This is a genomic window from Virgibacillus ndiopensis, assembly GCF_900187325.1.
Lineage (GTDB): Bacteria > Bacillota > Bacilli > Bacillales > Amphibacillaceae > Virgibacillus_E > Virgibacillus_E ndiopensis.
In genome coordinates, this window is sequence record NZ_FZMZ01000006.1 from 22,358 (window position 1) to 43,613 (window position 21,256).

General features: G+C 37.0%; 20 protein-coding genes. All 20 read right to left on the reverse strand.

Annotation, left to right across the window (positions count from 1 at the left end; all coding sequences use genetic code 11):
* Window position 1 precedes the first annotated feature (1 nt).
* Window positions 2–1,450, reverse strand: a complete 1,449-nt coding sequence (gene yabN / locus CS937_RS12880; protein WP_099158891.1) for a bifunctional methyltransferase/pyrophosphohydrolase YabN — start codon at window positions 1,448–1,450, stop codon at window positions 2–4.
* Entirely contained in the window at window positions 1,447–3,036 is a 1,590-nt protein-coding gene (locus CS937_RS12885; RefSeq protein WP_099158892.1) for a putative polysaccharide biosynthesis protein, read from the reverse strand. Before CS937_RS12885 ends, yabN begins: the two co-directional genes overlap by 4 nt.
* Before the next feature lie 164 nt (window positions 3,037–3,200).
* Window positions 3,201–3,737: a stage V sporulation protein T gene (gene spoVT, locus CS937_RS12890; protein ID WP_099158893.1), complete on the reverse strand. Its 537-nt coding sequence runs from the start codon at window positions 3,735–3,737 to the stop codon at window positions 3,201–3,203.
* A gap of 232 nt (window positions 3,738–3,969) precedes the next feature.
* The gene (gene mfd, locus CS937_RS12895; protein ID WP_099158894.1) at window positions 3,970–7,494 is read right to left on the reverse strand and encodes a transcription-repair coupling factor; all 3,525 of its coding nucleotides are present in this window, start codon (window positions 7,492–7,494) and stop codon (window positions 3,970–3,972) included.
* A 121-nt stretch (window positions 7,495–7,615) separates the two neighbouring features.
* Window positions 7,616–7,846, reverse strand: a complete 231-nt coding sequence (fin, locus tag CS937_RS12900) for an anti-sigma-F factor Fin (protein ID WP_099158895.1) — start codon at window positions 7,844–7,846, stop codon at window positions 7,616–7,618.
* Between the two features lie 290 nt (window positions 7,847–8,136).
* Window positions 8,137–8,697: an aminoacyl-tRNA hydrolase gene (gene pth / locus CS937_RS12905; RefSeq protein WP_099158896.1), complete on the reverse strand. Its 561-nt coding sequence runs from the start codon at window positions 8,695–8,697 to the stop codon at window positions 8,137–8,139.
* Window positions 8,698–8,841: 144 nt separating this feature from the next.
* Window positions 8,842–9,477 carry a 50S ribosomal protein L25/general stress protein Ctc gene (locus CS937_RS12910; protein ID WP_099158897.1) on the reverse strand — a complete coding sequence of 212 codons (636 nt, stop codon included), beginning with the start codon at window positions 9,475–9,477 and terminating at the stop codon, window positions 8,842–8,844.
* 148 nt (window positions 9,478–9,625) lie between these two features.
* A complete protein-coding gene (locus tag CS937_RS12915; RefSeq protein ID WP_099158898.1) occupies window positions 9,626–10,579 on the reverse strand; it encodes a ribose-phosphate diphosphokinase in 954 nt (317 codons plus the stop codon).
* Window positions 10,580–10,601: 22 nt separating this feature from the next.
* Window positions 10,602–11,975 carry a bifunctional UDP-N-acetylglucosamine diphosphorylase/glucosamine-1-phosphate N-acetyltransferase GlmU gene (glmU, locus tag CS937_RS12920; protein WP_099158899.1) on the reverse strand — a complete coding sequence of 458 codons (1,374 nt, stop codon included), beginning with the start codon at window positions 11,973–11,975 and terminating at the stop codon, window positions 10,602–10,604.
* 192 nt (window positions 11,976–12,167) lie between these two features.
* Entirely contained in the window at window positions 12,168–12,458 is a 291-nt protein-coding gene (gene spoVG / locus CS937_RS12925) for a septation regulator SpoVG (protein ID WP_099158900.1), read from the reverse strand.
* Between the two features lie 153 nt (window positions 12,459–12,611).
* Window positions 12,612–13,433, reverse strand: coding sequence for a pur operon repressor (gene purR / locus CS937_RS12930; RefSeq protein WP_099158901.1), 822 nt, complete (start codon window positions 13,431–13,433; stop codon window positions 12,612–12,614).
* A 69-nt stretch (window positions 13,434–13,502) separates the two neighbouring features.
* Entirely contained in the window at window positions 13,503–14,360 is an 858-nt protein-coding gene (gene ispE / locus CS937_RS12935; protein WP_099158902.1) for a 4-(cytidine 5'-diphospho)-2-C-methyl-D-erythritol kinase, read from the reverse strand.
* A gap of 285 nt (window positions 14,361–14,645) precedes the next feature.
* Window positions 14,646–14,825, reverse strand: coding sequence for a small, acid-soluble spore protein, alpha/beta type (locus CS937_RS12940; RefSeq protein WP_099158903.1), 180 nt, complete (start codon window positions 14,823–14,825; stop codon window positions 14,646–14,648).
* A 111-nt stretch (window positions 14,826–14,936) separates the two neighbouring features.
* Complete coding sequence (locus tag CS937_RS12945) at window positions 14,937–15,293, reverse strand: SCP2 sterol-binding domain-containing protein (RefSeq protein ID WP_176555835.1); 357 nt, start codon at window positions 15,291–15,293, stop codon at window positions 14,937–14,939.
* 66 nt (window positions 15,294–15,359) lie between these two features.
* On the reverse strand, window positions 15,360–15,626 hold the full coding sequence (gene veg, locus CS937_RS12950; protein WP_099158905.1) for a biofilm formation stimulator Veg: 267 nt from the start codon (window positions 15,624–15,626) through the stop codon (window positions 15,360–15,362).
* Between the two features lie 196 nt (window positions 15,627–15,822).
* A complete protein-coding gene (gene yabG / locus CS937_RS12955; RefSeq protein WP_099158906.1) occupies window positions 15,823–16,698 on the reverse strand; it encodes a sporulation peptidase YabG in 876 nt (291 codons plus the stop codon).
* Between the two features lie 224 nt (window positions 16,699–16,922).
* Window positions 16,923–17,801: a 16S rRNA (adenine(1518)-N(6)/adenine(1519)-N(6))-dimethyltransferase RsmA gene (gene rsmA / locus CS937_RS12960; RefSeq protein ID WP_099158907.1), complete on the reverse strand. Its 879-nt coding sequence runs from the start codon at window positions 17,799–17,801 to the stop codon at window positions 16,923–16,925.
* The gene (rnmV, locus tag CS937_RS12965) at window positions 17,791–18,360 is read right to left on the reverse strand and encodes a ribonuclease M5 (RefSeq protein ID WP_099158908.1); all 570 of its coding nucleotides are present in this window, start codon (window positions 18,358–18,360) and stop codon (window positions 17,791–17,793) included. Before rnmV ends, rsmA begins: the two co-directional genes overlap by 11 nt.
* Before the next feature lie 75 nt (window positions 18,361–18,435).
* Window positions 18,436–19,626 carry a resuscitation-promoting factor gene (locus CS937_RS12970; RefSeq protein WP_099158909.1) on the reverse strand — a complete coding sequence of 397 codons (1,191 nt, stop codon included), beginning with the start codon at window positions 19,624–19,626 and terminating at the stop codon, window positions 18,436–18,438.
* A 278-nt stretch (window positions 19,627–19,904) separates the two neighbouring features.
* Window positions 19,905–20,675 carry a TatD family hydrolase gene (locus tag CS937_RS12975; RefSeq protein ID WP_099158910.1) on the reverse strand — a complete coding sequence of 257 codons (771 nt, stop codon included), beginning with the start codon at window positions 20,673–20,675 and terminating at the stop codon, window positions 19,905–19,907.
* Between the last annotated feature and the right edge of the window lie 581 nt (window positions 20,676–21,256).

The window sequence follows — 21,256 nt, forward strand, 5'->3', positions numbered from 1 at the left end:
ATCACTCATTTCCTTTAGCTTTATTCCAATAATTATCCATTTCCTCTAATGACGCTTCGCTAATATTTTTTCCAAGTTGTTCTAATTTTGCTTCGATATACGAAAAACGAGAAATGAATTTTTGATTGGTACGGTTTAAGGCGATTTCCGGGTTTATTTTATAATACCTTGATAAGTTAGCTAGTACAAACAAAAGGTCACCTAATTCAGATTCTATTTTATCTGTCTCTTTTTCTTTTATTGCTTCTTTTACCTCTTCTAACTCTTCTGCAAACTTTTCCCAAACACCATCAACTGAGTCCCACTCAAAGCCAACCTTTGCTGCTTTATGTTGTAGCTTAGCTGCTCTTGCAAGTGCTGATAAGCTTTTCGGCACCCCGTCAAGAACAGACTTCCGCGTGTCACCCTTTTCTTCCTGTTTAAGCTTATCCCAGTTTTGATAGACATCATCAACCGAATCTACCGTTGTATCACTAAACACATGTGGATGCCGGTGAATCATTTTATCGGTAATGGATTGGATAACGTCATCAATCATGAAATACCCGTTATCCTCGCCAATTTGACTATGTAGCATTACTTGCAGAAGAATGTCACCTAGTTCTTCAACAATTCCTTCATCATCCTGTTCATCAATAGCATCGATAAGCTCATATACTTCTTCTATTGCATATTCACGAAGTGTTTCATGTGTTTGCGCTTGGTCCCATGGACAGCCATTTGGTCCACGTAACTGTGCAATTACCTCCCTGAGGCGAGCAAACTTATGGTTTAGATGATTAGCTTTTACTGGTGGAATATAGACACTTGTTAAATTGCTTATCTCTAATGAATGATCCAATTCTTCTAATGGAACAGTTGTAACTTTTTCCTGTTTGCTACCAGCTGCTTCAACAATGGTTACCTGGTAGTCTGGTGGAAGATCTTCTAATAGAGCAAGCTTCACTTCAGATGCGATAAAACGATCATAGACCTGACAAAAAACGATATGCTGCCTAAATTCGAGCTGACTACGCTCGAATGATGTTCCATCAACAAACTGAAAGCCATCGATTGGATCTATTTTCAACGTAGTAAAAAGAGCATCTAAATAGCTTTGACCACCACTAACTTCAACAGTTATTTCGTTTTGCTCAAGTAAAAGCTGAACTGTTTTTTCAGCAAGCATTGGGTGACCAGGAACGGCATAAATGATCGTGGATTGTTTTGCTTTTTCTAGTAAATCATCTACAATGCTCTGATAAACATCTGCAAATTGATCCTGTGCCTCATAAACCTTGTCGTATGATTCGAACTTAACGCCTTCTCGTTCCAATGTTTTTACGACTGGATGATCTAACGTTCGTACATAAATCGTATTTTCAGTGTCAGTTAACTTTTTATAAACCCCAAGAGGAAGCTGGTTAATATCACCTGCGCCTAATCCTAAAACTTGGATTTTTCTATTCATTTTGTGTTCCTCCCACTATGTAATCGAATGAAAAAGGTTGCGAATGGTAGCATCGATAACGCTTTTTTCGAAAATGCTCCAGTTCTAATTAATAATAGAATATACACAATCGCACCCGTTATTGCGATAAACATAACATAAACTAGTAATTCTATGCGAGATGATAGGTTTGTAAAGGAAAATAGATAATCAATTATCCATAGGTACACCGTCATACCAATACTTGCAGTAAGAAGTGAACGCCAGTTGATCTGTTCAATATAACGCAATTTGGGCAATTTTCTTCTAAGTTCTAGTATGACCAGCACCGAAAGTACAAGCAGGCTGACAACGGTTGCTATCGCACCGCCAGTTATCCCCCAAAACGGTACCATGAATTGATTTAATATCCATTTTGCAAATAAGGCAATAAGGATAAATGCCGCAGTCCGTTTCATATACCCTAACCCATGTAGAATAGATGATCCTGTAATCGCTACCGAACAAAGTAATATAGCAGTTACAAGAATTCGTAAACTAGTTGTTCCTTTCTCATTTTCAAATAGTAAGATATTCGTTTCAGGAAAAATTGAAATTAATCCAATTGTTGCTCCAATAGCTAAATAGAGACTAAATGATAACGCACTACGAATGTAATGGTAAATGGTATCTGGGTCTTTTTGTAATTTTTCCTTTGAAATAGTCGGGATTAGTGCTAGAGCAAATGATGAACCAAGTACAGTTCCAAGCTGAATCAGTGGCTGCCCTCTATCAAAAATTCCTTTTGCTTCCATTGATTCCATTTGGGACAAGCCATATTCCTTTAAACTAGGTACTAGTGTGAATGTATCTGCGAATTGAATGACTAGCAAAATCATGTGATTTAACGCTGCTACAATTCCTAATGTTACTAGTGTTCGCACATAATAATTCCATGGAATCTCGTTTTTTTCATGGAAATAAGGTTTATGTTTAATAAAAAATAAACTAAGAATAAAGATTGCCGTGATCATTCCTGCTATCGAGGCAAGTACTGCAGCATTTCCAATTTTATATATAGTTTCTCCTTGAACGGAAATAAATACAGCAGCAAAAATAATAATACAAACACGAACAAGTTGTTCACCAACCTGCGAATAAGCTGTTGGCTTCATATAATTGCTTCCTTGTAAAACTCCTCTTATTAATGCGGAAAAAGGTAGTAATAAAAAGATAAAAGCGGCAAACCGATATATATTCGCAAGATTAGCATCTCCCACCCAAACCGCAATGGAATCTGCATTAAATAACAAGAAAATAAATATCGCTCCGTTTATACAAAATAGTATGGAGAAAATAGGTACATAAAAATTTCTGAATGAAATATTTATACCTTGTGCTTTTAAATCTACCGTCATTTTTGATATAGCAGATGGAAATCCATACAGCGATAGAACTAACGCCATACCAAGAATTGGATATACTTGTTGATAAATGTAAAATCCAATATCCCCTGTCAAATTTTGCAGAGGGATTCGGTAACCAGCGCTTAATACCTTACTGATGAGACCAGCTAATGTAAGTAGCAAGGCACCTTTAACGAACTTATTTGACTCGTTCCCATCCATGACAAACGCCTTTCCAACCGATAGTAATTTTTTATCTCATTATAGCATATATGTGAATGGAGCTTGAACCAACACTATTCCAGTTGATATAGATAGCCTTCAAAAAAAGCCAAAAACAAAAATCAACGTTTCTTCACGTTGATTTTTGTTTTCATCTAAGTAGTTTATTCCATTTGTTTTGCCAAAAAGCTGGCAGCTGTCTCAATCGACTTTTGTTCAACATTACTAAGTTGTTTATCATCTTTTGCGAACATCATAACGCAACCAATCGGGTCACCATTAGCAATTATTGGGCTTAAGCAATAGGAAGCTATTTCTTCCTCTTTGCCTTCTAAAATTTCTAATGTGGTTTTCTCAGTTTCAAAAAGTGATGACCGATTTTCCACTGCCTTTTCTAATTTCGCACCAATATTTTTATTTAAATAATCCTTCTTTGATTCTCCCGCGACAGCTATAATTTCATCACGATCACAAATAAAGACTGGATGATGGAGGGAGTCAAATAGTGCCTCTGCATATTCTTGCGCAAAGTTTCCCAACTCATTTATAGGTGAATATTTTTTTAAAATTACTTCGCCTTCTCTATCAACAAAAATTTCTAACGGATCGCCCTCTCGGATACGTAATGTTCGCCTTATTTCCTTTGGGATAACTACTCTGCCTAAATCATCAATTCGACGTACAATTCCTGTTGCCTTCATTCGATGAAGCCTCACTTTCATATGATGATCGTATCTGCTGATTTTCCACTTTTACTAAAAACAAGTTAAAAATCACCAGTTGTGGTTTTAGTATTAATCATATTGTAAGAACTATACATCGAAGCACAATTTTTCTAATGAAAAGAAAGTATACGTTGTTAATTCAACTAAATAATCAACAAAGCAAGCCACGGCCAGCTACTAGTAGCCTTTCATCATTCCGCTTTTTATTTTATTCATCTCGATTGACCGAGTGTAATTGTTTGATAAAATCTTCAACTATCTCATAATGTTGGTGATTTACTTCACGTGACCACTTATACGATATTTTTAATTTTTGATTTTCCGTACCAAGCTGGATCCCTCGACCAAATGTATTGGCAAGTGTGAATAATTTCGATCCATCGATTTCCTGGCTACGATTTTCATCTACGAGCATTTCAATCTTTTTGTTCTTTTCACTGATTGATTCGACCTTCTGCCGTTTGGCATGCATTTTTAACGAGGAAACGATAAACAGATTTGCTACTTCCTCTGGATAATCACCAAACCTATCGATCAATTCCTCCTTCAATTCCTCTATATCGTCAGTGTTGTCGACAGTTTGGAATCGTTTATACATATCGATTTTCTGTTTTTCATCTTTTATATACTCATCTGGAATATATGCATCTAAATCCAATGCCAGTTCTGGTTCGAACGGTTTTATGTCATCTATTTCTTTTCCAGCTTTTCGTGCATCTATTGCATCTTTTAGCATTTGTGAATACATATCAAATCCGACAGAATCTATAAACCCATGCTGTTGTGCACCTAATAAGTTCCCTGCACCACGAATCGATAAGTCCCGCATTGCAATTTTAAATCCTGATCCGAGCTCAGTAAATTCTTTTATGGCCTGCAATCGCTTCTCAGCAACTTCTGTTAATACTTTATCTTTTTGATATGTAAAATACGCATAGGCGACACGATTTGACCGTCCAACTCGTCCCCTTAGCTGATACAACTGACTTAGTCCCATACGATCGGCATCATAGACAATTAACGTATTTACGTTTGGAATATCTACACCCGTTTCGATAATTGTCGTACTAACGAGAACATCAAATTCCCCCTCTAAAAAGGAGAACATAACACTTTCTAACTCGGTCTCATTCATTTGGCCATGTGCAATTGCAATTTTTGCATCATCGACTAACATACCGATTTCCCGGGCAATAGCATCAATATTTTCAACACGATTAAATAAGAAAAATACTTGTCCTCCCCTGGCCATTTCACGTTCAATTGCTTCCCTGATAAACACTGGATTGTATTCCATAACATATGTTTGAATAGGAAAACGATTTTCAGGCGGTGTCTCGATTACCGAGAGATCACGAACACCTAGCATCGACATGTGAAGGGTTCTTGGAATTGGTGTCGCTGTTAATGTAAGTACATCAACATTTGTTTTCAATTGCTTGATTTTTTCTTTATGCTTCACACCAAAACGTTGCTCTTCATCGACTACTAGCAAACCTAAATCATGGTATTGTAAATCTTTTGATAGTATACGATGGGTACCGATAACAATGTCAACTAACCCTTTTCTTATCCCATCAATAGTATCTTTTTGTTGTTTTTTTGTTCGGAATCTACTTAATAGACCAATATTGATAGCATGATCCTGGAATCGTTCACGAATTGTTTCAAAATGCTGTTGTGCTAGAATTGTCGTGGGAACTAATATAGCAACCTGTTTCCCGTCTGCTATAGCCTTAAAAGCAGCACGTATCGCTACTTCCGTTTTCCCATAACCTACGTCACCACAGAGCAATCGATCCATTGGTCGTTCTTTTTCCATGTCTTGTTTGATTTCGTCAATACACCTTAACTGATCCTCCGTTTCCTGATACGGAAATGAGGCTTCAAACTCACGTTGCATCTCAGAATCCGGTGAATACGCATACCCTTTCTTTGCTTCTCTTTCTGCGTAAAGCTTGATTAAATCATCAGCAATATCTTCAACGGACGATTGGACTTTTCTTTTTACCTTTGCCCATTCACTACCGCCTAATTTATACAGTTTAGGCTCTTTTCCTTCTGAGCCAACAAACTTTTGTACTAAATCGATTTGATCAATTGGTACGAATAGCTTGTCATCACCAGAGTACTTGATTAGCATATAATCCTTGTGTAAATCATTAACTTCCAACGTTTCAATTCCTAAATATCTACCAACACCATGATTTGCATGAACAACGTAATCCCCAACCTTTAAATCCTGGTAGTTCTTAATTCGTTCAGCATTCGATATTTTTTGTTTTTTCCTTGTTCGTTTTGATCGTTTTTTGAACAATTCATTTTCTGTAATGATGACTAGCTTATGCATTGGAAACTCTATACCACTACTAATATTTCCAACAGCTATAGTCGGTTTCTTAACCGGTAGCTCTAATTGCTTTGTGACCGCTACCTCCATATCATAATCGGTAAAAATAGATTGGACTTTTTCTGCCCGTTTTTTATCGGGGGCCAGTATAACAACAGAAAAATCCCCTTTTTCCCAACGTTTTAACTCATTTTTAAACAAATGCATTTGACCATGAAATTCCTGCATAGCTCTTGACGATAAATTAATAATATTCTGTGGCTGTGTATTTGGTATATGTCGTAAAAATACAGACAAATACAATCGTTGATGATGCAATTGATTCCATACATCATGCCAATCAAATGAAAATCTACTTTCCCTGACCATTTGATTCGATTCCAGAAGACTGTTATACCATTCCGCTTCTTCCGTATCTAAATTGGTAGCTGTTTCTTGTATTCTGCTCATTTCATCCATAATAATTAGGCCATTTAATGGCAAATAATCTAATAAACTAGCAGGATTTTTATAGAGGAATCCAATATATTTGTACATTTCCTGAAAATGTTCTAGGTTTTTTAAACGACCTATGTCGTGCTCCATTACCTCGATTAGCTTTTCTTTAGCATCGTTGGTTTTTAACTTTTTTAGTGTTGCTGCTAATGCATTTTCTAAACGTTCAGCGCCTGCAATAATATCTTCTTCCGTTAAAAGCAGCTCCGTGGCAGGGCCAATAGTAACTTCTTTTTTCTGTTCTAAAGATCGTTGTGTTTCTGCATCAAAATAGCGTATAGAGTCAATCTCATCGTCAAATAACTCTATACGGATTGGGTGCTCTTCTGTAACTGGATAAATATCAATAATGCCTCCACGCTGACTGAATTCTCCAGGCGTATTTACCATTGTCGCACGTTCATAACCCATATCTACAAGTGATGTTAAATATGCTTTTATATTTATTTCTTCCCCATAACTAAATCTCAGTTGATAATTTTGAAAGTAGCTAGGAGGTGGTAAAATGCGTTTTAATGCTGCAACAGGAGCTATTAATATCCCTGAGTCCCTTCTTGTCCATGCTGTTAAAGACTCTATACGCTGGCTTCTTAATTCAGGACTAGCAATAGCAATTTCTGAAGCTATCAATTCATTTACAGGGTACAAATGAATATCTTGCTCCCCGACCAATTCCGCTAAATCATCATATAATTGCTGCGCTTGGACTAATTGATGCGTAACCAGTAATACTGGTTTATTAGTGGACTCATTAATTATGGAAACAAGTAAACTTCGTGCAGAACCTGCCAATCCCGCAACAAGCTGCTCATTCATCCCACTCGAAATACCACTTATAATGGATTGTATATCTTCCTTTGATTGTAAATAATTATTAATACCTTTCATTGTAAACCCCCACAGTAATCATAGCGATCCATCCTTCTCGTACTGATCAGGATTTATATAAGCTCGCCCTAACAAGCGCAAAAATGCCTTGGCTGGAGACCAAAGCTTTTACTCAACGCTTTTATTGTATGAAAAAATCTAATTCATGATAATGTGGATTTGTTCCTAACGACTCTTCACAACTTTCGCAAATTGTCTTAATATGAACATCTCCATTTTCCTGATATGCAATCATTTCTTTTTTATCCTCAATCGATAATTTATCTAAACCAAGCATTGATGTATCAACAACTTGCTGATCGATTTTCCCGAGCATTTGCCCACAATGCCTACATTGATAGACAAAAGACATAAAACAAACCTCCTCGAATAAACATGGGGTACCTATAGGTTTATCCGAAAAGCTGTTTTTTATACGTTAGGCTCTTTTCGTAAACATTGTTATTATTTAGCTATACCCGTCCCTCAAACACAGGCCTTCCTACGGGTGAACGGTGAGCCTCCTTGTATTCGGTCGCTCAAAGTATTTTATAAACTTTATCTTCACACATAACAATTTTTCATACAACAACCATACGTTAATTAACTATCCAGTGGTGACTGATCGCAAAAACGTTCGATTCTACATTCCTACAATATGTATCAACTATTAAAATCATTCATTACATCAATAAAGTCACGGTTAAACCACGCTTCACATGCATCTGCTGATTTTTTAATACTTGATAGAACATCCTCGTGTTCTTCTTTTGGAAACGAACCAAGTACATAATCAACAACCGGAATAGGTGAAATAGGACGTCCTATACCAATTCTGATACGTTTAAACTCTTTTGTACCTAAGTGATCAATCATCGACCGAATCCCGTTGTGTCCACCATGCCCGCCTTTTTCTCGCAAGCGGATTTTTCCGGTTGGAAGATCTAAATCATCATAAATAACAAGAACATCTTCCATATCAATATTATAAAAATCCATTAACGGCCGTATTGCTTCACCTGACAAGTTCATATACGTTTGTGGTTGCAACAGAATGACTTTTTCGCCTGCAACATGCTCCATAGCAAATTTACCATTAAATTTTGTTTTGCTTAGATCCCAATGAAATCGATTTAACAGTTCATCAATAACCATAAAGCCAATATTATGACGAGTATTCTGGTATTTTTTACCTGGGTTACCTAATCCAACTATACATTTCATTTGTTTTCTTCCCTTTTAGATGATCTTCTTTTCATTGTAATTATTTTTGTAATAAAAATAAAGGATTATATATACAACTAACCCCCCTATAAGATTAACCCCGTCTTATAGGAGGGCAGATATAATATGGTTTAAATCATTCTATTATCGATCGTCCTGAGCGTCACCCTTACGATCAACTAATTCCGGTTCTGCGTTTTCATCTGGAGCTTCTTCAACATCGTCTAGTGTGTCAGGCGGTATTACTGTAGCAATTGTTGTTTCAACATCATCAAGAAATTCATAGTTTTTCGCAGTAGGAATATCTGCGATTGCAATACTATCACCAACTCCTAGATTAGATATATCAACAGAAATTTCATCCGGAATATTACCTGGTTTTGCGCGAACCTGAAGCTCATACAATGGCTGCTGTAAGACCCCACCATCTTTAACACCTTCTGCTTCACCTTCCAAATGAAGCGGTACTGCGACATCCATTTCTTCTGACATATTTACAATATAGAAGTCAACATGGACCAATTCATCTTTAATTGGATCCATTTGATAGTCATGCAACATTACATCTACAGGTTTACCATTTTCGATATCAAGTGAAATGATTGCATTTCGACCTTCATCACGGACTGTTTTTACTAAATCTATACTATCTACAGCAATAGATTTGGCATCTTTTTCTTTCCCATAAACAACTCCGGGAACATGTCCATTCTCTCTAATTTTCCTTGTAGTTGATTTTGCATGATCTTCTCTTTCAGTTGCTTTAAGTTTTACTGCCATGTTCATCACCCTCCAATTATTTGAAAACTTAAACTTGTTAAGTTTTATAACCATTAGAATTACTGTCTATCGATGTTTATTCTATCTTTCTTATCAAGCATTAAATGCCTATAATAGATATTTCCCGAATCAACATATTTCTAAACCTTTAATCGAACAGGATACTTACAGATTGTAATTCGTGAACACGGATAATTGCTTCACCAATTAGTGGAGCTACCGATAATTGCTTAATATTTTCAATTTGCTTTTCTTCTGGAAGCGGAATTGTATTGGTTACTATCAGTTCCTCTATTTTCGAATCCTTAATACGTTCAATAGCAGGACCCGATAGTACCGGATGTGTGCAACAAGCATAAACGGCTTTGGCACCATTTTCAATTAATGCATTAGCCGCAAGCGTGATTGTCCCTGCTGTATCGATAATGTCATCAATTAAAATTGCGGTTTTTCCTTCAATGTTACCTACAATATTCATTACTTCTGCAACATTGGGGCGTGGTCTACGTTTATCAATAATGCCAATTGGTGCTTTTAACCGTTCTGCCATTTTTCGTGCGCGGGTTACACCACCGTGATCCGGTGAAACGATTATTGGATCTTCAACATCTTTCTTAATAAAGTAATCAGATAGGATCGGCACACCTTGCAAATGGTCAATAGGAATATTGAAAAATCCTTGAATTTGCGGTGCATGTAAATCAAGTGTTATAACCCTATCAGCTCCAGCGGTTTCATAAAGATTTGCAACAAGCTTTGCTGCAATAGGCTCTCTTGCACGTGCTTTACGATCTTGTCTTGCATAACCATAATATGGCATTACAATATTAATTGATCTAGCAGAAGCACGTTTCAATGCATCAATCATAATAAGTAATTCCATGATGTGTTGATTAACAGGAGAACATGTCGACTGAACTACATAAACGTCACATCCGCGTATACTCTCTTCAATATTAATTTGAACCTCACCATCACTAAATGTTGAAACAGTACACTCACCAAGCGTTGTTCCAATATGGCTCGCAATATCTTCTGCTAGTTTACGATTTGAATTCAATGAGAAAACTTTTAAAGATGGATCCTTATAGCTTGATGCCATGGTGTAAAACCCTCCGTTAATCTTATTTTCTATTTTTTATTTTTGATGCATAGCCTTCTTTATTTGTTTGTCTAGCTCGCGCAACAGATAACGAATCCTCTGGTACATTTTTCGTTATTGTTGACCCCGCTGCAACATATGAACCTTTACCAACAGTTACTGGCGCAATTAGATTTGAGTTACATCCGATAAATGCATCATCTTCAATTGTTGTTAAAAATTTATTTTTACCATCATAATTGACTGTAATTGTTCCACATCCAATATTTACATTGCTTCCTACATCCGCATCACCAATGTAGCTTAGATGAGAAACTTTACTTTTGTCGCCTAATGATGATTTTTTCACTTCTACAAAGTTGCCTATTTTCACTTCATTACCAATCGATGCTTCTGGTCGGATATGAGCAAATGGGCCAATCTTTACACGATCACCGATTTGGCTATCATTAGCGACACTCTGTTTGATAACGGTTTCCTCACCAATCATGCAGTTAGAGATTTCCGTATGGGGACCAATTTCTGCATTCGTCTTAATGGTAGACTCCCCATTGATAATCGTTCCAGGATGGATTAAGACATCCTGTTCAATTGTAACATCCGGGCCAATATACGTGTTATCTGGATCAATAATTGTCACACCATTACGCATATGTTTTTCATTAATTCGTTTTTTCATTACTTGCTCGGCTTGAGCCAATGCAACACGATCGTTAATACCAAGTGTTTCTTCAAAATTTGGTGTTAAAAATGCACTAACTTTTTCGCGTTTATTTCGTAAAATTTCAATTACATCCGGCAAATAATATTCACCTTGAGCGTTATCGTTTGATACTTCTTTTAACGCCTCAAAAAGTGCTTTGTTATCAAAACAATAGGTCCCGGTATTAATTTCATTCACACGAAGCTCTTGAACACTCGCATCTTTATGTTCAACAATTCGTTCAACTTCACCAGACTCATTACGAATTACTCTGCCATAACCAGTTGGATTAAGGACTTCTGTTGTCAATATCGTTGCTTTAGCACCCTCTTTTTCATGGTGATTAAACAGCGCTTGATACGTTTCATCCGTAATTAAAGGGGTGTCTCCGCAAACTACAATGGTCGTCCCATCCTTACCATTTAAAATTTCTTCTGCTTGTTGAACAGCATGTCCAGTTCCAAGCTGCTCTTCTTGCACAACAAATTTACTCGCGTCTCCTATTTTTTCAACAACTTTGTCAGCACCAAACCCAACAATTGTAACCATGTCATCTAGTTGTACTGCCTTCACTTGATCTATTACATGTTGCACCATTGGTCGCCCCATCACTGGGTGAAGTACTTTATATAATTTAGACTTCATCCTAGTTCCTTGACCTGCTGCTAAAATAACAGCATATCGTTTTACCATGAAGTAAACCTCCATTCTAATTATCCATTATGAATATATCTTAAAAAGGGGATTATTTCAACAGATACAAGTAGATGAAGGCACGTGAGTTTATATGTTAATGGTATTAATTTTTTGTTAAATATGGGAAATTATTCTATGCAAAAAAAGAAGGCTAATCCAATTAAGATTAGTCCTCTTGTTGTGTACATCTTAGGAAGCACCTGCTTCCTCGTATTCAACTTCTGCTTCACCAGCATTGCGGTACTCTTCTAGTACAGCATCTTGAATTTTTGCACGTGTGTTCGAATTAATCGGATGTGCAATATCCCTGAATTCGCCGTCGGGAGTGCGTTTGGATGGCATTGCTACAAATAATCCATTATTACCGTCAATAACGCGGATATCATGGACTACAAACTCTTGATCCAAAGTAATCGATGCAATGGCACGCATTCTTCCTTCTGTAGCGACGCGGCGTAATCTTACGTCAGTTACTTCCATGATGTTTCACCACCTTTTCCCTTTTAGCTTATTACCAATATTCAACAAAACATTGATAAATCCTGCCTAATTTTAAAAAAAATTTAAATAATTACACATAAAAATAGTAAAAAATAAAACCTTTCCCTTATTCAGAAAGATTTTATCTAAAACTCAACCTTGTTTTTGGGTGAAATTTCCAGGAAGAACTTGAATCTGTTTTTGCTTTATATCTACATTTGATATTTTAACTAATGATGTATAATTCTCAACGACACGGTCTTCTTCCTCGTCATCAGCCTCTGCAAGCACTCCAATAGCTTTTACATTAGCATTAAACTCAGCTAGCAGGCTGGTCATCCCTGTGATTGTACCTCCCGCTTTCATAAAGTCATCAATGATACAAACGTTTGCTCCTTCCTGTAAGCTTCTTTTCGGCAATACCATTGTTTGAATTTTGCGAGACGATCCTGAAACATAATTAATACTTACAGATGACCCTTCAGTTACCTTTGGATCTCTACGGACAATGACAACTGGAACATCTAAAAATGATGCTACTGCATATGCTAAAGGAATACCTTTGGTAGCTACCGTCACTACCACGTCAATTTCCGCTTCAGAAAATGCCGATCCAAGTACACGCCCAATTTGATTAACCATTTTTGGATTACCTAAAATATCGCTCATATATAGATAGCCACCTGGAAGGATTCTCACTGGCTCCTCCAATGTACGGCAAAGTTTATCAATAAACTGAAGACTACTTCGTTTAGAGAAGCCCGGAATGTACCTAACCCCACCTGCCGCACCAGCTACCGTTTGCAGATGTCCGATACCTTCCTTTTGAAAAACTTTATCTACAATCACGAGATCCTCACTGATAGATGATTTAGCAGCCTGAAACATGTCTGTAAAATATGGTAATGACTTAAGTTGTTTTGGATTTTCCAAAAAATAATTTGTCATTGAGACTAACCGTTCGCTTCTTTTCATTACACAACACCTCTAAAAACCGAATATTTTCTAATAAATATATCACTTTTATACGTATTTAAGCAAGTGCTAACGGCGATCAAGGAGCTGTACAATGTATACTTCTTCACAAAAGCCTCTTAATCCATTATATATACGCTTCGCTTTACTATAATGCTCGACTAAGCCAACTACTGTTGGACCACTCCCACTCATCAATACACCTGTCGTTCCCGCCCTGACCATTTTTTCCTTTATACGCTGAACAGTTGGAAATAATGAAAATGTTACACTCTCCAGTGCGTTCCCTACATTCTCACACAGTTTTGTAAAATCATTTTCTTCCATCGCACGAATGATCCTTTGAGTATTTGGATGTATAAGTTCTTCTGCATGTACATGTTGAAAAATTATTCTTGTTGATACACCAATATTAGGCTTGGCTAACACCACATAACACTGCGGAGGCGGAGCTATGTCACGAAGGATTTCCCCGTGCCCCGTAGCTAAGGCCGTTTTACTATAGATACAAAATGGTACATCTGATCCAATAGCACCTCCCAATTCGGCAAGCTCAGCCAGCGTTGCACCAACGGACCACATCCGGTTTAGCCCACGTAATACTGCAGCTGCATCGCTACTACCTCCACCTAACCCTGCCGATACAGGAATATTTTTTTCTATATCGATCCGAACACCTCGATTAATATGGTACTTATTTTTAAAAGCAAACGCCGCCTTATATGCCAGATTCCGTTCATCATTTGGAACATACTGATTATCTGCAGACACCTCAATACAATCCTCGTCTAAAGGATGTAATTCTACTCGGTCGGCTAAGTCGATGGAAGTCATAATCATTTCGACTTCATGAAAACCATCATCCCGCTTACCAAGGACGTCTAGCGATAAATTAATTTTGGCTGGCGCTTTCTCAAAAAGAACCATCTCCGTCACCCACTTTATAAATCTATACCAAATTGTAACATAATAAAAAAGCGGAGGCGACTGTTCATAAGCGGACGCATTAACAAAGCCTCATAAAGCGCATCGGTTTGGCGCCTAGAGTGTCCCTTGCTTATGACGGAACGAAAGCATCTAGGATCCGCAGCTGGATCAACGTGGGAGATGACTGATTTAGGGGTTGATGGTCTTACTCTCGGAGCGATGCTTTCTCTCTCGGGTTAATATTCTTTCTCTCGGGGTGATGTTCGTATACAAAAAGGCAAACCCTTAGGGTCTGCCTCCTTTTTGCATGTTCTGCTCGGCCATTTCAATTGCTCGCTTTACCATGTTTCCGGCATCTCGTGCTTTGATGCCGCCCCATCCCTCTTTTTGAACTGTGTCGTAAAAACCTAACTCTTTGGCAATTTCTTCTTTCAATTGGTCTGACATCATGCTACGTCTTCCCATGAAAGAACAACCCCTTTCCAACCTAAGCTTACCTTCTTACGACAATCTTAGCTTGTGCCATTCAGTTAAACATACACCCGTTATATGTATGCAAAAAAGGAAAATTTTAATTTAATGATCCAATTGATATTGCTTCAGCATATCTTCTAGTTTAAGTGCTAAGCTTAATTTACCTTTTATTTTAAGTTTTCCTGTCATGAATGCCTTTGAGCTATTAAGGTCGCCTAACAAAAACAATTTAAAATGCTTTTCTTTCATTTTTAATATACAATCCGCTTCGTTTTCAGCTGAAAAATGTACGGTTGCCTGTTGATCAGCAAACACCATCTGATATACTCCGTTTTCTTCATCAAGAATTTGAAATTCATAAACGGCGTTAACATCCTTATATGGCTCCTTTTTCAGCCGTAACTGCTCATCAATGAATTGCCAAATTTCTTTTACTGTACTATTTTTGATCGAAATCATTCTCATATCCCCAATTTTACAATTTTCTAACAAATTATATTAAAAATATAAGCAGTAAACAAATGTTTACTGCTCCAATATCATCGCTTTTGTACGTTCATCTAGGAAGCTTAGTTCTACAGTTTCTGTTAAAACATCTGCATAGCTGTATGAAACGCGTTCAAACGCATTTTCATCTTGATCTAACTCAACAACGAAAACGGAAGGATACGTTTCTGCTAAAATACCACTTCGTTCAATAGTCTTACGTCTTCCACCATTAGCTCTTAATTTAAGCCGTTGACCAATCTGACCTTCAAGACCTTGCTTAATTTCGATTAAAGTTTTAGCCACTATACTCCACCTCACTGTGTTTATTATATCACATGCTTGTATAACAGTCAAATGAAACTTTATATTATAACAATATACCTTTTTTCCTGTCAACACTGAAATACAATTTTGTCCATTATTATTTCATAAATGTTAAAATTTATGTATATTTTTTAAAATTAATTTGGCTGATGAGTTGTATGCATCAGCCATTTAATTATTCATAATCAGTCGATTCCTCTTCCAAATACGGCATTCCGGTTCGAAGGAGACCTCTCGTTTCCACTCCACCCATTCCCTTTTCACCTGTTAATGTATTCCGTAATGCATCCCACACACTAACCTTTTCCATAAAAGGCGTATACGCAATTTTTGCAGCGATATATACAGGATCAAGTGCATGAATATTGATTCTCGAAGGCGAACTGGCAAAATTCGCACCCGCACGGATTAACGATTCAAAATGGGATTGGCAAGCCCCCGCAAAAATTACTAATTGATCTAAATGAGGGACTATATTTCTAGCCGAACGGACTGTTTCAGCAAAATATTTTGAATGACGATAAGCGCGAAGATCACTTTTCAAACCTTTATTCTTTGAAAATGAATCATGCCCCGTAATAACAATAATATCTGGTTGAATTTTCTCTATTAACGGACCAATTTCAAACGGCATTTCCTTCTCATCTACATGGACACCATGAACCTGCAATCCGATCCGTTGATATAATTCTATACACTTTCTTAAATACATTCGGTCACCATCTATGTGCAAAACCTTTGCTGGCAATTGGAAAAACCTCGATGGATAATGATACCCTTCCGTTGTTTGATAATCTCTTTTTTCCTTCATTAGTTGATAATCCTGACGAAATAAACGATAGGAAAATTCCTCTTGTTCCTTAACAGATTTCCGCCTTTTCTCTAATTCCCGGTCCTGTACTCGTGCTAGATCATCAATCGGCGCATCAGCCTCTAAACGAATGTCTTCACCATGGATGATGACATTACCATCTGTTTGTGATGCCACGCGAAACAATAAATCATGATTATATGATGTACGTGTCACTAAATCTCCTGTTGTAAAATCCATTAGTCCACCTCACAAGCTTTCTATCTGTGAAAGCATTCGCTACTATCAATAGCCTATGTGAGGTGTAACTGCTATGTGCCTATTGATTTTAAAAATGAGCTGATAATGTATATCGGGGGAATTGGATTGTATTTCCATAAAAATACAATTATTTATCCATTATTTACTTAAATATAGAAAAATAAGCCGTCACCACATAACTGCAGCAATAGCTTATTTATTCCTTAAATTCCGCGAAAAAATGCATTGGCCAACGTTGCAAATTCTTCCATGGTCAATGATTCTCCGCGCCGCGTACCATCTATTCCTATGTTCTCTAATATGGTTGAAATGGTCTCTTTATTGTATTTTTCTTTAAAATAACTGGTTAAATTATTTCGTAACGTTTTTCTTCGTTGTGCAAAACACGCTTGTACAATGCTGAAGAAATAATCTTCATCTAACACATCTACAGGTGGCTTTGTTCTTGTCGTAAGTTTTAAAATACTTGAATCAACATTCGGCTGTGGCATAAAAACGCTTTTCGGTACATGCATGACCACCTCAGCGTGCGTATAATATTGCATTGCAATCGTTAAGGATCCATAGCTTTTTGTATTCGGACTTGCTGCCATTCGTTCTGCAACTTCCTTTTGAATCATCACCGTAAAACCAGAAACTGGAAGCCTGTTGCGCAATAAATTTGTCAAAATTGGCGTTGTAATATAATACGGTAGATTAGCTACAATATGAACCTCCTGATCAGGTGCAAAGTTAGCCTCAATTACTTCTTTAACATCCGCTTCTAAAATATCCTGGTGAATCACAGTAACATTGTTATAATCAGAAAGTGTATCCTTCAGAATCGGTAGTAGCCGCTGATCGATTTCAAATGCAACTACATTTTTAGCATGAATTGCTAGTTGTTCAGTCAACGCTCCAATCCCGGGACCAATTTCAATAGTCCCTGTTTCCTTGTTTATCCCTGCATGTTTTATAATATTTTCAAGTATATTAACATCAATCAAGAAGTTCTGCCCTAGGCTTTTCTTAAAGAAAAAGCCATACTTCTTGAGAATTTCTTTTGTACGTGTCGGTGTTGCAATATGCTTTTTATTCGTCATTACTTTCCTCCTGAAGTACCTGCTTGATCGTTTGAACAAACTGTGAATGGGTTATTTGAAACATGGTTAGCCGTTTCAATAATTGCTTTCCGTTAGTATGCCCAATTTGTAAGATCTCTCCAAGTCTGTCTCTTCTTGAACTAGCTTTTGAACCGCCAATAAGCCCATAATCAATCAGCTCTTCTTTCGTTATCTCGGTTGTTTCACTTACTTTTAATTCATAAACATCCTGTAATGCTTGTTTAATTGTTGAAATCGACGCATGTTCTATCCCAAGGCTGTTGTTATGAGGGTTTCTCGCCCTTGCCTCATCACGTGTCAAGAATGCATGCTTACATCCCGGTACAGCTTGATCAACAATATGACGGATTCGTTCTCCAGGATAATCCGGATCGGTAAAAATTATTACGCCACGTTTATCTTTAGCATGTTGTATTTGGTTAAGAATCGCTTCGTTTATCGCAGATCCATTCGTTTCAATTGTATCGGCATCAACAGCTTGACGAATTTTTGCTGTATCATCTCGGCCTTCTACTACAATAACTTCTTTTATTTTCAATATTAATTCCTCTTTCTTAAACTATAAAAAATACTCTTACCATTTTAACACGGTAAGAGTATCTTTATCATTTATTTACTCAATTATTTTTACCTTTACATTCTTTCTACCAAAGCTATAAGCATCCGCTTTTGTTGGTACGTGTACATCAATATGGTTTCCAGAGAATCCGCCTGTGTCTGCTGCAATTGCATAACCATAGCCTTCCACCCATACTTTTGATCCTAATGGGATAACACTTGGGTCCACTGCAACTACCTTAGCATTCGGATTTGCTTGTAAATCAACTCCTGTAGCAGTATGGCCAGAACATCCACCGCAATCTGCTGTAAATGCAGTTGCAGTCATATACAACACTTTGCTATTCGAGTCATTACTACGAGATACTTGTTCTACAACTGGCTCAGGTTGTTTTGTTCCAATTGCTACAACACGGTTTTCACTTTCTTCTTTTACCTTTTCACTAATCAATTCACGGCTAACTTCCTTACCGTTTTCCATGACTACCTCATATTCCTTAACAACCGTTCCTTTTTTACCTTCATCAAGCACTTTCTCTTTTCCCTTTACTAGTGAAGCATCTTTTTTAGTCTCTGTTTTAAATGCAACCGTTTCTTCTACAACATCTGTGACCTTTTCAACACGAACAATTTTGACCTTTGTGTCTTTCGTTACTTTTTCATCTTTAGCGGGTTTAATTTTATCCAATTCATTTAGTGTAATATTATTTTTATGTATTAGTTCTTTAACAGTACCGCCATTGGCCCAGACTTTTCTTTCATTTCCACCATCATTGATTGCAACCTTAAATCCCAGGGAAACAGACACCTTTAATCCATCTTTAATTGCATCATCACGTTCTTGTGATACTTCGTCATGCTCTGAAAAAGAAAGCTTATTATCCGCTAAAAAGTCTCCTACTGTATCAAGTGTCGTGAAGTATTCTTTTTCTTTTCCATCAATTGATACAATAACCTGTTTTGCTTTTTCGTAATTCAACTTCATACCGTCTTCAATCTTAGCATCTACATTAACCGATAGTGCATCATGCTTCCCAACATCAATACCTAAATCTGCAAGCAGTTCTCCAACAGTATTTGCGTGTGTCTTTACTGTGCGTTTTTCTCCGTTTTCTGTTAGGTCTACTTCTGCTTTCGTAGCTTCAAATAGTAACAAACTAGAAAAAACAACAAGTGCCAATACACCAATACTAGAAATAACCAGCTTCTTTTTCGACGCCGGCAATAGCTTTGAAATAATCTTCATGCTTCTTGCCTCCTTATATCGTAATCGATTATAGTAACATCCATATGCAAAGTCAAAGTTATTCCGATTACGGTTTGTTTACAAAAAGGTTACATTTAATAAAATATTAGTTATCACCTTTCTACTAACAGTGCTATAACCCTTGGTATAATTATATTTAATTGTTTTTGAGTGCATTAAAAAAAGAGACCAGTATTAGCACCAGTCTCAAAAAGAATAACCATTTTCAGCATATTTCATTACATAAAAATTACGACATGTTACATTCTTTTTCACGTTTATTTTTTAATATTAAAGAGAGAAAAAGCGTTTTCTGTTGTGATTTTACTAATTTCATCGAATGACATTTCTCTTAGTTCAGCAATCTTTTCCGCTACCAGTTTTACATATGCAGGCTCGTTGCGTTTACCGCGATTTGGATGGGGTGCAAGAAATGGTGCATCGGTTTCTACTAATAAACGATCCAATGGCACCTGTTGGGCTACTTCTTTAGGTAGTGGTGCATTTTTAAATGTTACAGGTCCCCCAAGTGATATATAAAAATTCATATCTAAACATGTTTGCACATAACGAGCTGAATCGTTGTAACAATGCATAATACCACCAACTTGTTTAGCATCTTCCTCCTGCATAATTTCTATAATATCTTCTGTTGCCTCACGATTATGAATAATAATCGGCATGTTCACTTTTTTTGCAAGTCGGATTTGCTTGCGGAAAACTTCTTTTTGTACCTCTTTTGGTGACTTGTCCCAGTGATAATCAAGCCCCATTTCACCTATTGCCACAACTTTTGGATGGGAAGAAAGCTCCTCGATCCACGCTAATTCTGCATCGGTCATATCAATCGCATCAACAGGATGCCAGCCAACAGCAGCATAAATCGTTTCATTTTGTTCAGCAATTTCAATCGCTAGTGGAATGGTTTCTCGGTCAAATCCGACAACAACCATATATTTTATGCCTGTATCAAATGCACGCTTTATTACTTCATTACGATCTTCGGTAAATTGTGTTGCGTTTAAGTGTACGTGAGTATCGAATAGCATCATATTACTCCTTTATTTTTGTAAGTAGTCAATTATAGCAGCTGCTTTAACCTTTTCACAATTTGACACTAGAGATCAGATGACAGAAAAACTAACCTCCATAACTATTATTTATTAAGGCAAAAGTTTGTTGTTATTACACAAAAAACATAGAATGTAACGTAAATTTTTGATTGGGCTACCGTTCCGGAAATACACTGCGCTTTCCGCGGGCAACGCTTCAGCCTCCTCGGAAGGACCCCACTTCCTGTGGGGTCTTCAGCTGTTGCTTTCCCGCAGGAGTCTCCGTGTATTTCCTCCACTTTTGTTGTGCCTTTTTAATTCTAATTTATTTTTAAGAACCTAGAAAAGCAAGTAAATATATTAATATTTACTTGCTAGCAGCCCGTATACACGGAGACTCCTGGGGGAGATGAGGCTCATCAGCCGACCTAAGGATCGCGAAGTGTATACGGGCTGCGGTATCCAGGGACAATAATATTTAGACACATTTTGCCTGAAACTACGAAGCTAAAAAGCAACAAGGTTTACGAAAAAAGCCTTTTATTATAACAAAAGGCAAACCCCTAAAAATTAGGTGT